We start from the raw sequence: 12,844 nt of genomic DNA, 5'->3' as shown, positions 1-12,844 counted from the left end.
TTGTTTAAAGAAATAGAAGTGTATTTTTTTAGGTTAAAACAATCAATCGGTAATAACAGAATAGTGTAAAGCTTTTGTTCAATAAAAGGCTTAATGATATTAATGAGCCACTTCGATTTCAGCTTTTTAGATCTAAACTCACAACAAACCTTTAACGATAATGAATATCATTTGCGATAATGTTTAAGCACTGCTATTGTTAATTTCACCTTAGTTTCATGTGGAATCAGAGCAGAATGCTTAGACCTTTATTATTTATTTTTATAATGACATTTCAATCACAGAGTAGTTTTGCAGCGAATGATGAAAAATTTAAAGTCATTACTACTTTTACAGTTATTGCAGATATGGTTAAAAATGTAGTTGGTGATGCCGCTATTGTTGAGTCAATTACCAAAGCAAATGCTGAAATTCATAATTATCAAGCAACGCCTGGCGATTTACGTCGCGCTCAAGGTGCAGACTTGATTATTTATAATGGACTTAACTTAGAGCTTTGGTTTGATAAGTTTTTTAATAATTTAAAAGACGTGTCTAAAGTTGTTGTGACTAACAATATTCAGCCAATGGGGATCACACAAGGGACTTATGCTGGAAAGCCTAATCCACATGCTTGGATGTCTGCTCCTAATGCATTGATCTACGTTGAAAATATTCGAGCAGCCTTAGTTAAATACGATCCTCCGCATAGTGAAACGTATAATAAAAATGCGAAACAATACAGCCAAGAAATAATAGATGCAGTGGCTCCTTTTAAAGCTGCCATTGCAGCCGTTCCTGAAGATAAACGCTGGTTAGTGACTAGTGAAGGGGCTTTTAGTTACCTAACACGGGATTACAATTTAAAAGAGTTATACCTTTGGCCGATGAACTCTGATTCTCAGGGCACTCCTCAACAAGTTAAAAAAGTAATAGACCTTGTACGATCGCATCATATAACCGCAGTCTTTAGTGAAAGCACCGTTTCAGCTAAACCTGCCTTGCAAGTCGCCAGAGAAACCGGTGCTAATTATGCGGGTGTCCTTTATGTTGATTCATTAAGCAAAGCGGATGGCCCGGTACCGACTTATATTGACCTACTTACAACAACCTTGAGTCATATTGCAAAGGGGATTAGTCAGTAATGATAATAAGTAAAGTTGACGGGAAGAATATGAATACCAACTATGCCGAAATAGACCATATTAAAGTCGATAATATCAGTGTGACTTACCGTAATGGTTTCACTGCCATCCATGATACGACTTTTAGTTTACCGGAAGGCTCAATTACGGCGTTAGTCGGTGTTAACGGCAGCGGTAAATCAACCGTCTTTAAATCAATCATGGGGTTAGTGAGCTTGAAAACAGGCTCGGTTAATATATTAGGGCTAACGGTTAAACAAGCGTTGAAAAAAAATGTCGTCGCTTACGTGCCACAAACAGAAAAGATTGATTGGGATTTTCCTATCTTGGTTGAAGATGTTGTGATGATGGGCCGTTATGGGCACATGAATATGCTGCGTATGAGTACCAAAAAAGATCAGGAATTGGTTGAGCAAGCTTTGTTACGTGTTGATATGCAAGGTTACCGTAAACGCCAAATTGGCGAATTATCAGGTGGTCAAAAGAAACGTATTTTTTTAGCCCGAGCATTAGCCCAACAAAGTAAAGTTATTTTATTAGATGAACCGTTTACAGGGGTCGATGTAAAAACCGAAGAACAAATAATGGTGCTATTAAAAGCACTTCGTGAAGAGGGGAAAATCATTTTAGTCTCGACACATAATTTAGGCAGTATTCCTGAGCTTTGTGATCGAACTGTTTTCATTAACCGAACTATTTTAGATGAAGGGCAAACAGCGAAAGTATTTACACCTAAAAATATAGAAAAAGCCTTTGGTGGGGCACTACGTCATTTCGTTCTCGCAGGCGACCTTTTACATAATGATGATGATAAACGTCAAGTGACAGTGATCAGTGATGATGAACGGCCCGTTGTTTTATATGGTGAGCAACATACGAATACCGTAATTAACCAATCAAAGTAGAGGGTGTTATGTTTGATTATTTATTAGAACCTTTTAGTTATCAATATATGGTTAATGCAATATTTGTAAGTGCTTTGGTAGGGGGCGTTTGTGCTTTTCTGTCCGTTTATTTAATGTTGAAAGGTTGGTCGTTAATTGGCGATGCACTCTCTCATTCGATAGTACCGGGGGTCGCAGGGGCTTATATGTTGGGATTACCTTTTGCTGTTGGGGCTTTTTTTTCTGGAGGCTTAGCAGCAACGGTCATGTTATTTTTAAATCAACGCTCAAAACTTAAAGAAGATGCGATTATTGGTATCATTTTCACTTCTTTTTTCGGACTTGGTTTGTTCATGGTTTCATTGAGTCCTACATCGGTCAATATTCAAACGATAGTGCTAGGTAATATTCTCGCAATCTCCCCTTACGATACGTTACAGCTCTTATTAATTAGCTTTATTACGCTGATTGTATTAACCCTAAAATGGCGTGATTTTATGGTGTTATTTTTTGATGAGCAGCATGCTAGAAGTATTGGTTTGAATGCTACGGGCTTAAAAATTATTTTTTTTACTTTATTGAGTGCATCTACCGTGGCTGCATTACAAACAGTGGGCGCATTTTTAGTGATAGCGATGGTGGTTATTCCTGGAGCAACCGCTTATTTATTAAGTGATAAATTTAGTAATATTATTTTTATTAGCATTGCTATCGGCACATTGACGTCCTTGATTGGTGCTTATTTAAGTTATTTTATTGATGGTGCGACAGGCGGAGTTATTGTTTTATTTCAAACGCTTATTTTTGTGATCAGTTTCTTTTTTGCACCTAAATACGGCTTAATAAGTAACAGAAAGAAGCAAAAGCCAGTGACTCAGGGCGCCTCGCAATTAACCAATAAATCAACAGCTCAGCCAACGGTGAAGTCTTCGATCCATTCAACCCATTTAAACCAAAAAAATAAAAGGGAGGTTGCTCATGCAGGCTCTATTTGAATCTCTTGTATCTCCTTTTACATTTGAGTTCATGCAACAAGCATTTGTGATGGTGTTGTTATTGGCTGTTCCAACGGCTTTGCTCTCTTGTTTTTTAGTCTTAAAAGGATGGTCATTAATGGGAGATGCTATTTCTCATTCTGTATTGCCAGGTATCGTAATCGCTTATGTTTTAGCGATTCCTTTTGCTGTTGGTGCGTTTGTCGCAGGCATTAGTTGCGCTGTATGTACTGGTTATATTAAAGAGCATAGCCGTCTCAAAGAGGATACGGTTATGGGAATTGTATTTTCATCGATGTTTGCATTAGGTTTGTTATTAATGACCAAAATAGAAACTGATGTACACCTCGATCAAATTCTTTTTGGGGATTTACTAGGCAGTAGCTGGCAAGGGATAGGTGAAGTTGCTCTTGTTAGTTTAGTTGTCTGCTTTTTCTTATTTATAAAAGGAAAAGACTTATTACTTTTTGTTTTTGATAAGCAACATGCGCAAGTTATGGGGTTATCTGTGCGTTTTTTACATTATGCTTTATTGTCTATTTTATCTATTACTATTGTATTTTCGTTAAAAGCGGTGGGTATGATTTTAGTGATCACTATGTTAATTACACCTGGTGCCATTGCATTTTTAGTGACTAGAAGTTTCTATAAAATGTTAATTATTAGTGTGTTAATTGCCTGTAGTTGTTCTTTCTTAGGTATTTACATTAGTTTCTTTATTGATAGTGCGCCCGCACCGACGATTATCATGTTGTTTAGTGGGTTATTTATTGCAGTGTTTTGTTATAGCAGTTTAAAGATAAAGCGATTGAGTGAAGCGAAACATAAGCGGCATAAAAAGCATTTAGCTAAAGGAGCTTGGTTAGGTTACCCGTATCGTTATAGGTAACTCAGTAACATGATGTTATCGCTATAACATCATGTTTTAATTATTGAGGAATAAACGTTACCTATGATACTTATTGTGTAGAGCGCTGCTTAAACTGATGGTGATCATCATCATAAACAAAATCATGCTTTTCAAGCCTTTCTAATAGCAATGGCTTTTCAATTTCATAGGTTACACATAGGTCCTCGAGTGTTTGACTTTCATTTCTTAATTTCATATTAACAATACTCAACAGCATATTAACATCCATTTTTTTATAGTTCTCTAACATATTAATTACTCCATCTTTCATTTTTATATTTAAGAATATTGATACATATATTCACATTTGAAATTTTACAATACCAGTAATCTTTTACAAAAAAGTGGCTTATAACCATCAATATTTTTAACTGAAGCATTTAGTAAACATCATTTTGTGCCAGCCATTAAGTGACTTACACGTTAAAACGGTAAGTTAATGACTTTACTTTTAAATACATTTTTAAAACTGTCTACACTCTGTTGGAATTATTAATTCTAAGTACTTTTTAACTTTTCATATGAATTAAGAAGTGTCATTTTTTTGATTAATGCGTTTAACGGAATGTTAAATATATTGATCGTTTTTAATAATTTTTATTTATTCATGGCTATATTTTAAGGGAATGAAATGAAAAAAATGTCGATAATTAAAATGATCATTACTTATTCAATAATAATGATTGTTATACAGTTGGTATATGGGGTCGTAAGTAATAACAAGATTAATACAATGGGTGGTCATATAGAGCAAATAGAAGCAGATCTCATTCCGCTTACCAAAGTAATTACCATGACAACAGAGCATCAATTGATGCAAGAAATACAATACGAAAAAATATTTAGCTTTTCATTACAGTTTGAGATAAATGCGAATGCGGTTAATGGGTTTGATAAGTCAAAGGAAGAGTTTAATTCACTCTCTATCAAAATATCAAAAGAACTAACCGAGGCTCACAATTTACTAACTCAGTCCATTGCTTTAATGGAGGATAGCCATAATAAAAAAACGTTTATAACAATTGAAAGTGAAATTAAAGAATTACAAAGCTTGCATAAAAATTGGACTATTCATGCTGCTGATGTTTTTGATTTACTTAAACAAGAAAAGTTTAATTTAGCAATTACTCAATCTGAAGAAGTTCATAATGAAAGTTTAGAAATTGAACATTTGATAACAGGTGTATTGGCAGATATAGAAGCGCTAACAGAAGAAAATGTTCACCAGCTTAAATTAGAAGAGGAGAGTATCTTATCCTTTGGTGTAGCGGTTTCTGTGCTTATTTTAATTCTTATTATTGTTATTACAAAATATATTACTTTTATTTTAAATAAAGACCTTAAAGAACTTAAACAAGATATTAAAGATATCGCGAATGGTAATCTAAAAAAACCTGCTGCTTCTACGTTGAGTGTTGAATTTGGTGTTGAAACAATGAGGTCTGATTTAAGTCATATAATTGGAGCGGTTGACTCTAGTGCAACAGAGATACTTGAAATGAGCATTCACCTAGCCGAGGTTAGCGCGAAAGTTTCTGCAAACATTAATGAGCAGGCAGAGCAAATTGCACTTGTTGCAACAGCGGTTACAGAAATGGAGGCAACCTCTGAAGAAGTCGCTAGCCATACTAAAAATACACAAGATACGACGATTAATATCACAGTGAAAGCATCGGATAGTAAAGAAAGTACTTTAAAGTCTATGGAATCTATTTCTCAATTAACTGATAGCTTAGCAAAAACAAGCGCAGACGTAAAAGAATTGGAGCTACACAGTGCTAATATTAGTTCGGTGTTGGATGTCATTAAAAGCATTGCAGATCAAACAAATTTATTGGCATTAAATGCTGCAATTGAAGCCGCTCGAGCTGGTGAACAGGGGCGCGGGTTTGCTGTTGTTGCAGATGAAGTAAGAAATTTGGCTCAACGTACTCAATCTTCTACTATTGAAATCGAAGGTATTATCAGTACTTTTTCGCAAGGAACTGTAAGTGCTGTTAACTCAATGCAACAATGTTCAGTCTATGGAGAAGCAAGCCATCAAACGGCTATCGACTCAACGACGAGAGTTGAAGAGATTCAATTAGCTATCGAAGAAGTAAATGGGATGAGCGAGCAGATAGCTATAGCTGCAGCAGAGCAATCGAGCACATCTAAAGAGCTTTCAATAAATAGTAACTTAATCCATGACCTTACAGAAAGTAACGTTGAGTCTTCTACTAAGGTCTCTGTTACTTCTGAAGAGCTTGCACAGGTATCTTTAAACTTAAAAGATAAAATATCTCACTTTAAATTATAGATTACCTCGATTCGCATAATAAGGGAGTAACACCGTTTTTATTACAGTCTCTTTTTATTTACAGGAACCAATTGTCCTTATTATGCAATTTTTATTAGCAACTATAATAAACCGCGCGCTTTTAGCAGTGCCGTTTCGAAGTCATCTTCACAATCCTTGGCAATACCTGGGATCATTTCCCCTTCTGCAGTTTGATCCATTTTTAAATGATAAATTATCACTTCATCAGTTAACTCTGTCATCGGTTTGTCAAATCCAGACTCTGTCGAGATTAATTGTAATACTTCTAATAAACTCAATTCTTGGTTTTTTAACCAGTAAGGTTTAATTAATTCTAAAATTTCATTAATGCGGTGGCTTTGCATGATATTCATTCCTCATTGAGATATAGATTAAGTATTGTGTAGATAGATTTTTCCATCTTCACCGAACGTTTGTTGATTAATCATCTCTTCAGCAAGGTCCTCAATATCAAAACGAGCATTATCAAATAAAGTCAGTGCTGTTGTTTCGATATTAATACGCTGTTCAGAAGTTATCTCTGCTTGCTCATTAAGCTGTTGTAAGTGGCTTAGTGAGATAACGCAGCTAATTAATACGCCTTTATTTTGCGCTTGAAACTCTACTTGTTGTGAGATCGTGTTGTATTGTTCATTATCTGAAAAGATGATGGCTTGATTCATATTAAGTTCTCTATAAAAACTAACCGGCTAGGTTATGACGTAATTCACTTAATACTTGTTTTGCACCTGGTTTTACACCGCGCCAAATAGCAAAACTTTCAGCAGCTTGGCCAACTAACATGCCTAAACCATCAATTGTTAACCTTGCACCGTTTTCTTTTGCCCAAGCATTGAATGCAGTCACTTCAGCATTGTAAGTCATGTCATAGATTGCAGTTTCTGGTGTAATTAATGATGTTGATATACTTGGAAGGCTACCGTGTAAACCTGCAGAAGTTGAATTAATGATAAGGTCAAAGGGACCTGATAAATCGTTAAATTCAGTGGCATTAATATTACCTAGCTCCTTGAAAATAGAAGCTAATCTTTCGGCCTTTTCAAAAGTACGGTTCGCAATAGTTAATTGAGCAGGATTTTCTGCGAGTAGGGAGCTGCATACACCACGTGCTGCACCACCAGCTCCTAATAATAAAATACGTGCATCGGTTAGGTTTACATGATTATTTTTTAAGTCTAAAACTAGTCCGGCACCATCGGTATTATCACCAATAATTAAACCATCATCGGTTTTCTTTAACGTATTAACTGCGCCCGCTAAACGTGCACGGTCAGTTAAAGATTGTGCAAACTGAAAAGCTTCTTCTTTAAAGGGCGCGGTAATATTACACCCTTTTGCATCGCTATTAAAAAAGGCTTGGACTGCTTCTGTAAAACCATCAACAGGTGCTTCAACAATACCGTAAGACATCTGTTGCTGTGTTTGATTGGCAAATAAAGTGTGAATAAAAGGCGATTTACTATGTTTGATAGGATTGCCAAAAACAGCGTACTGATCCATGTGAGCTCCAAATTCAATAAGTTTAGTAAGGTTAATTTATCATGTCTGCTGACCTCAGGGTATCCATAGAGGTCTTTTTTATAGCAATTTATGAGCGTGAATTGACTGGTATCAAGGTCGAGAAAGGTAGTGATTGAGTTGTGGTGATCTAACGTAAGGTATTTGGCATAAATAGACTTTATTTATCACGGTCAGTCCCAGTTATTCTGTTGAGATTATTAATAGCAATCTTGGTTTTTGTTTTGTTAAAGCATCGGGTTTGATATTATAAGTTTTCATTATCTGGCATTAATTTTTGCTGAATAGCTATTTCTCTTTTATGAGTCTCTTGATTATGCCAATAACTTCTCTGTTAACGACTGCGTTAGCCAAACGTGCCGATCTTATTAATAACCTTAATGCTGTTGTATCTGATATTCCACTGACTAATTGTTTTCGTGTGTTTCATGGCACAGTGGAAGGTGTGAATGGCCTTAATATTGATCGTTATGGTGATGCTTGGTTAATTCAAACCTTTCATGAGACGCTATCAGCGGAAGAACTTGAGCTGATTAAGAAAGTGTTAATTAATGTAGCCGATTTACCCGTTGTTTATAACGATAGATCAAACAAAAATTCACGTATTATTAATGAATTAAATGAAAGCACAGAAGCTTTTTCGCAAAGTGACCAAGTGGTGTCTGAAAATGGGGTGTTATTTACCAGTAAATTACGCCATGAAGGGCAAGACCCTCTGTTGTTTTTAGATATGCGTGTTGGGCGTGAGTTTATGAAAGCGAATAGTCATAAAAAAACAGTGTTAAATCTGTTTTCATATACTTGTGGTATTGGTACCGCAGCTGCTGTGGGCGGTGCTAAACGTGTGATTAATGTTGATTTCTCATCTTTTGCATTAGCTGCAGGACAAAAGAATGCAGAATTAAATGGTGTTGAGTCGGTCTGTCAGTTTATTCAAAGTGATGCTTTTCCTGCTTTACGTCAGTTAGCTGGACTGAAAGTGGCGAGTCGTAATAATAAAAAGCTACCTAGTTATCCAAAAATGTCAGCGTCACAGTTTGATTTAGTATTTCTAGATCCTCCTCGTTTTGCTAAAAGTGCATTTGGTACGGTTGATTTGGTGAATGACTACCAAAGCTTATTCAAACCTGCGGTACTAACAACCAAAACAGGCGGTACGATTGTTTGCTGTAATAATGTAGCGAAGGTTGATAAAGAAGCTTGGTTTGCTAGTTTAGTGCGTTGTGTTGAAAAACAAGGGCGTACAGTGAGTGATGTACAGTGGTTAGACTGCCATCAAGACTTCCCTTCATTTGATGATAACCATCCATTAAAAATCGTGGCTTTAACGCTTATTTAATCAGTTATTTGTTAGTGTAAGAGTGTATAAGTTGAGTAATTGCTATTACTATCAGTGACTAACCATCCAATCAAGTCATCGCGAGCATTATTCAATAACCGCTGTTATTAACATTTCACTATAAAAAAGATAATAAAAAGCCGAGTATTAAACTCGGCTTGTTTTATTGGTACTCTAGGCGGCCAATCAGGTTTTATTAACTTTCTAATAATCGCTGTGCGGTGCTTTTTATACCTGGATAATCTTGTTCAGGTAAGATTTCAGCCAGTTGTAATAACTTATTAGCTAATACGGCATTGGTTTCTGCTGAAACATTAATATGTCCCATCTTACGGCCAGCTCGTTGTTCTTTACCGTACCAATGACTTTTAACATCACTAATACTAAGTACTTTTTGGCTAATGGATGCTTGACCTAATACATTGATCATCGCACTGACTTTTTGCAATCGAGTATCGCCTAACGGCAAACCCGCAACCGCACGCATATGGTTCTCAAATTGGCTACAAGCGGTGCCTTGCTGTGTCCAGTGGCCTGAGTTATGCACTCGTGGTGCAATCTCATTGACCATTAACTTGCCATCTACATCAAAGAACTCAATGGCTAATACACCTACGTAGTCCATCGTTGTCGATAGTTTATTAAAGGCATCAACAGCTTGTTGTTGAATGTTAATATCCATTTCAATGGCTAATGATAAGGTTAAAACACCATCGGTATGCTGATTCTCTGTGACCGGATATATCGCAATATTACCTGCTTTATCACGAGCCCCAATCACCGAAACTTCACGGTTAAAAGGAATCATTTTCTCTGCAATAATAGTATGCGGAAAGGCTTCTGTGCCAGCTGCAATAAATTCTGCCATTTCTGACCAAATTTCATCAAGTTGATCTAATGATTTTAAGCGCCATTGTCCTTTTCCATCATAACCGGCTTGGCAGGTCTTAATGACTAAAGGTAAGCCTAGCAATGAAACCGAATCAATAAGTTGCTGTTTTTCGGTGATCAGTTTGTAAGGAGCTGAAGGCACACCTGTTTTATCAAGCAATGCTTTTTCAATACTGCGGTCACCACCCGCTTTAATCGCTGCTTTACCTGGGAAAAACTTACCGCTAGCACAGCAAAGTGCGAGTACGTCATCAGGGATATGCTCAAATTCACAAGTGATCACATCCACTAACGCGATAGCTTCTTCAAGTGTTTGCTCAAACAAATGCAATGTCAGAGGATGAACAACTTGTTTTGAACCAACATCATAAGCGCGTACATTTAAATTTAATGGCGCAGCTTCTAAGCTCATCATACGTGCAAGTTGCCCTGCACCTAATACTAGAATATTCATATTAAATCGCAGGATCTGGGTTAGCTAAAACGGTTTCTGTTTGTTTCTGACGGAATGCATCAACTTTTGCGAGTAGCTCTGGTTGCTGACAAGCTAGAATTTGTGTCGCTAATAAACCTGCATTTGCAGCACCCGCTTCACCGATAGCAAGCGTTCCTACGGCAACACCTTTAGGCATTTGGCAAATTGATAATAAAGAGTCGATACCTTTTAGTGCTTTAGATTGAACCGGTACACCTAATACAGGCAAACTAGTAAAAGCAGCCGCCATACCTGGTAAATGTGCTGCACCGCCTGCACCAGCAATAATGACTTTAATGCCTCGTGCAGCAGCGCTAGAAGCGTAATCTGCTAATAGTTGTGGAGTACGGTGTGCAGAAACAACGCGAGTTTCATATTCAATACCAAAAGAATCTAGCATATTTGCTGCGTGTTCCATGGTCGGCCAGTCAGACTTTGAGCCCATAATAATACCAACTTTCATGCATACTCCTGTTATAGGGTGATTGTTTAAAACTCGTTCAAAAGATGCGCGCGATTATATACCTGTTACCCTATAAGATGCAAAGTTCAGTCCATGGATCGGCTAATGGATTCTGGACTGAAAATAGAAGGGAAAATAGGTTAAATAGATACTTACTCGAATCTAAGGTGTTTATTTAACCCCTTAGATTCGACTTAATGATTGCTATCGTTACAGCGAATTAACGTAATCGTTTGCCGGTTAGTGCATCATGGATTTGAGAGGGGTTTTCTAAACCAGTCACAGGTTGGTCAATAACATGATCTAGCAACGGGTTATTCATAAACATTTGCTCGACTTGTGTTGCAGTAATACAAGCGTCTTTGCCAGATAAGTTTGCGCTGGTGGAAATAATGGGTTTACCAAACGCTTCGCATAATGCTTGTACTACAGGATGTTTACTAACTCGTACGGCAATGCTATCAAAGTCTCCACTGACTAATTTTGATAATGAAGCTTGTACAGGAACAACCCATGTAAAAGGGCCTGGCCACGTTGCTTTAATATTGTTGAGTTGTTCAGTGCTTAATGATGAAAAGTCAGCATAATTTTCTAACTGCTCGATATTCGCGGCAATTAAAATCAATCCTTTATGTGCAGGGCGTTGTTTTAAATCGAGAATTTTTTGAATTGCGATTTCGCTGTCAGGGTCACAACCTAATCCAAAAACAGATTCAGTAGGGTAGGCAATAACACCTTGTGTTGTTAATGCTAAAAGTGCTTGAGAAAGCTCATGTTTATTGATGGTCATTAAGAGTTTTCCTAGTAATAAACGAGTTGATTGTAGGTTAGTTGAGCCGTCCGGTAAAAGGCAAAAACATAGGGTGTCTGAATACAAAAGAGCCAATAATTATAGTGGCTTACTGCGGTAACTACATCCTTTTTTAGGACAGATTATGCGTTTAGCCGTCGCTGTTTTTCGTTCAACTAATATTGGCCATTTACATTCAGGACAGAATTCATTAACGGGTTTGTCATTCACTGCATATTTGCAATCAGGGTAGTTGTCACAGGCATAAAATGTTTTGCCAAAACGAGATCGGCGGGCAATTAAATGACCATTCTTACAACTTGGACAAGGCACTGAATCTTCTTTCAGAGCTTCTTCTACTGGCTTATTTTGTTCTGAAAGTTGGGCAGTATGTTCACAGGTAGGATAGTCAGTACAACCAATAAATAACCCAAAGCGTCCTTGTTTTAATACCAACTCATTTTGGCATAAAGGGCAGCTACTGCCCGTTAATACTTTTTTTACTTCGCTTTTTTCATGTAATGGACGTAAATAATCACATACAGGGTAAGCGCTACATCCTAGAAATGGCCCTTGTTTACCATTTCTAATATGTAATGGTGAAGCACATTTAGGGCATGCTTCAGAGGTTTTTTCATGGTGAGTACTTAACGTGCTCATATTAATGAATTAATCCGTCTTCAAAATCCATTAGCATTGATTCTAATTGTAAGAATGCATCATCGCTAACAGGGTCATTAAATAAAACCATGAGTATAAGCCATTTCACATCTTCTAATATCAATTCACCACTGTCTAAAGACATGATGCAATCAATGACCATTTCACGAGTGTGTGTGGTTAATATTTTTGCTTCTTCTAAGTAGTGAATGTAATTACGACATTCTAAAGATATTTGACGTTGTTCTTGTTTGTTATAAATACGGTGCGATGTCTTTTTTTCTGCTGTAGCTCTCGTTTGAGGCTCTTGGCTATGCATGTTTGCAAGGTTGTCTAACCAAGCCAACGCTTTGGTTATATCTGACTTTTGAAAACCTTCTTGCATTAATTCATCGGTCACCTCTTGTGTATCAAGTTCCATTGTTTGGTCAACTTGTATATAACTTTCAAAGAGATACATGATAATTTCGAACAT

Annotated in this window: 15 protein-coding genes; 6 read left to right on the top strand and 9 right to left on the bottom strand. The window is 36.8% G+C overall.

What is annotated here, in order from left to right:
* Positions 1-236 precede the first annotated feature (236 nt).
* The 4 genes from GQR59_RS17345 to GQR59_RS17330 are packed head-to-tail and all read left to right on the top strand — an operon-like array spanning position 237 to position 3,892.
* Entirely contained in the window at positions 237-1,124 is an 888-nt protein-coding gene (locus GQR59_RS17345) for a metal ABC transporter substrate-binding protein (protein ID WP_442966202.1), read from the top strand.
* The gene (locus GQR59_RS17340) at positions 1,124-2,029 is read left to right on the top strand and encodes a manganese/iron ABC transporter ATP-binding protein (protein ID WP_328600626.1); all 906 of its coding nucleotides are present in this window, start codon (positions 1,124-1,126) and stop codon (positions 2,027-2,029) included. Before GQR59_RS17345 ends, GQR59_RS17340 begins: the two co-directional genes overlap by 1 nt.
* Positions 2,030-2,037: 8 nt before the next feature.
* The gene (locus tag GQR59_RS17335) at positions 2,038-3,003 is read left to right on the top strand and encodes a metal ABC transporter permease (protein WP_160064772.1); all 966 of its coding nucleotides are present in this window, start codon (positions 2,038-2,040) and stop codon (positions 3,001-3,003) included.
* A complete protein-coding gene (locus GQR59_RS17330) occupies positions 2,987-3,892 on the top strand; it encodes a metal ABC transporter permease (protein WP_160064770.1) in 906 nt (301 codons plus the stop codon). The genes GQR59_RS17335 and GQR59_RS17330 overlap by 17 nt, the downstream gene beginning before the upstream one ends.
* Positions 3,893-3,962: 70 nt before the next feature.
* Here GQR59_RS17330 and GQR59_RS17325 read toward each other — a convergent pair whose 3' ends face one another.
* Positions 3,963-4,163, bottom strand: a complete 201-nt coding sequence (locus GQR59_RS17325) for a DUF4250 domain-containing protein (protein WP_160064768.1) — start codon at positions 4,161-4,163, stop codon at positions 3,963-3,965.
* A gap of 381 nt (positions 4,164-4,544) precedes the next feature.
* On the opposite strand from GQR59_RS17325, the gene GQR59_RS17320 reads away from it, so the two are divergent.
* Entirely contained in the window at positions 4,545-6,212 is a 1,668-nt protein-coding gene (locus tag GQR59_RS17320; RefSeq protein WP_160064766.1) for a methyl-accepting chemotaxis protein, read from the top strand.
* A gap of 101 nt (positions 6,213-6,313) precedes the next feature.
* Here GQR59_RS17320 and GQR59_RS17315 read toward each other — a convergent pair whose 3' ends face one another.
* The 3 genes from GQR59_RS17315 to aroE are packed head-to-tail and all read right to left on the bottom strand — an operon-like array spanning position 6,314 to position 7,733.
* Positions 6,314-6,577, bottom strand: coding sequence for a YihD family protein (locus GQR59_RS17315; protein WP_160064764.1), 264 nt, complete (start codon positions 6,575-6,577; stop codon positions 6,314-6,316).
* 27 nt (positions 6,578-6,604) lie between these two features.
* Positions 6,605-6,895: a DUF1488 domain-containing protein gene (locus tag GQR59_RS17310; protein WP_160064762.1), complete on the bottom strand. Its 291-nt coding sequence runs from the start codon at positions 6,893-6,895 to the stop codon at positions 6,605-6,607.
* Between the two features lie 19 nt (positions 6,896-6,914).
* The gene (gene aroE, locus GQR59_RS17305) at positions 6,915-7,733 is read right to left on the bottom strand and encodes a shikimate dehydrogenase (RefSeq protein WP_160064760.1); all 819 of its coding nucleotides are present in this window, start codon (positions 7,731-7,733) and stop codon (positions 6,915-6,917) included.
* A 334-nt stretch (positions 7,734-8,067) separates the two neighbouring features.
* Between aroE and GQR59_RS17300 the strand changes: the two genes are divergently transcribed.
* Complete coding sequence (locus GQR59_RS17300) at positions 8,068-9,090, top strand: class I SAM-dependent rRNA methyltransferase (RefSeq protein WP_160064758.1); 1,023 nt, start codon at positions 8,068-8,070, stop codon at positions 9,088-9,090.
* A 196-nt stretch (positions 9,091-9,286) separates the two neighbouring features.
* On the opposite strand, the gene GQR59_RS17295 is transcribed toward GQR59_RS17300, so the two are convergent.
* From GQR59_RS17295 to GQR59_RS17275, 5 genes are all read right to left on the bottom strand, one after another.
* Positions 9,287-10,435 (bottom strand): 5-(carboxyamino)imidazole ribonucleotide synthase, encoded by a 1,149-nt coding sequence (locus GQR59_RS17295; protein WP_160064756.1) that lies wholly within the window; start codon positions 10,433-10,435, stop codon positions 9,287-9,289.
* A gap of 1 nt (position 10,436) precedes the next feature.
* Positions 10,437-10,919, bottom strand: coding sequence for a 5-(carboxyamino)imidazole ribonucleotide mutase (purE, locus tag GQR59_RS17290; RefSeq protein WP_137297731.1), 483 nt, complete (start codon positions 10,917-10,919; stop codon positions 10,437-10,439).
* Between the two features lie 220 nt (positions 10,920-11,139).
* Positions 11,140-11,709: an L-threonylcarbamoyladenylate synthase gene (locus GQR59_RS17285; RefSeq protein ID WP_160064754.1), complete on the bottom strand. Its 570-nt coding sequence runs from the start codon at positions 11,707-11,709 to the stop codon at positions 11,140-11,142.
* 99 nt (positions 11,710-11,808) lie between these two features.
* Positions 11,809-12,369 carry a DNA topoisomerase family protein gene (locus GQR59_RS17280; RefSeq protein ID WP_160064752.1) on the bottom strand — a complete coding sequence of 187 codons (561 nt, stop codon included), beginning with the start codon at positions 12,367-12,369 and terminating at the stop codon, positions 11,809-11,811.
* Between the two features lies 1 nt (position 12,370).
* Entirely contained in the window at positions 12,371-12,844 is a 474-nt protein-coding gene (locus GQR59_RS17275; protein WP_160064750.1) for a DUF494 domain-containing protein, read from the bottom strand.

The sequence above is a fragment of the Psychromonas sp. L1A2 genome (genome assembly GCF_009828855.1).
Classification (GTDB): domain Bacteria; phylum Pseudomonadota; class Gammaproteobacteria; order Enterobacterales; family Psychromonadaceae; genus Psychromonas.
The sequence above is the reverse complement of the archived record's forward strand: the minus strand, read 5'-3'. Positions and strand labels throughout refer to the sequence as shown.

Excerpts from the sequence above, each read along its gene's own strand:
- GQR59_RS17345 (WP_442966202.1), top strand. The coding sequence starts at position 237 with ATGCTTAGACCTTTATTATTTATTTTTATAATGACATTTCAATCACAG.
- GQR59_RS17340 (WP_328600626.1), top strand. The coding sequence starts at position 1,124 with ATGATAATAAGTAAAGTTGACGGGAAGAATATGAATACCAACTATGCC.
- GQR59_RS17335 (WP_160064772.1), top strand. The coding sequence starts at position 2,038 with ATGTTTGATTATTTATTAGAACCTTTTAGTTATCAATATATGGTTAAT.
- GQR59_RS17330 (WP_160064770.1), top strand. The coding sequence starts at position 2,987 with ATGCAGGCTCTATTTGAATCTCTTGTATCTCCTTTTACATTTGAGTTC.
- GQR59_RS17325 (WP_160064768.1), bottom strand. The coding sequence starts at position 4,163 with ATGTTAGAGAACTATAAAAAAATGGATGTTAATATGCTGTTGAGTATT.
- GQR59_RS17320 (WP_160064766.1), top strand. The coding sequence starts at position 4,545 with ATGAAAAAAATGTCGATAATTAAAATGATCATTACTTATTCAATAATA.
- GQR59_RS17315 (WP_160064764.1), bottom strand. The coding sequence starts at position 6,577 with ATGCAAAGCCACCGCATTAATGAAATTTTAGAATTAATTAAACCTTAC.
- GQR59_RS17310 (WP_160064762.1), bottom strand. The coding sequence starts at position 6,895 with ATGAATCAAGCCATCATCTTTTCAGATAATGAACAATACAACACGATC.
- aroE (WP_160064760.1), bottom strand. The coding sequence starts at position 7,733 with ATGGATCAGTACGCTGTTTTTGGCAATCCTATCAAACATAGTAAATCG.
- GQR59_RS17300 (WP_160064758.1), top strand. The coding sequence starts at position 8,068 with ATGCCAATAACTTCTCTGTTAACGACTGCGTTAGCCAAACGTGCCGAT.
- GQR59_RS17295 (WP_160064756.1), bottom strand. The coding sequence starts at position 10,435 with ATGAATATTCTAGTATTAGGTGCAGGGCAACTTGCACGTATGATGAGC.
- purE (WP_137297731.1), bottom strand. The coding sequence starts at position 10,919 with ATGAAAGTTGGTATTATTATGGGCTCAAAGTCTGACTGGCCGACCATG.
- GQR59_RS17285 (WP_160064754.1), bottom strand. The coding sequence starts at position 11,709 with ATGACCATCAATAAACATGAGCTTTCTCAAGCACTTTTAGCATTAACA.
- GQR59_RS17280 (WP_160064752.1), bottom strand. The coding sequence starts at position 12,369 with ATGAGCACGTTAAGTACTCACCATGAAAAAACCTCTGAAGCATGCCCT.
- GQR59_RS17275 (WP_160064750.1), bottom strand. The coding sequence starts at position 12,844 with ATGTTCGAAATTATCATGTATCTCTTTGAAAGTTATATACAAGTTGAC.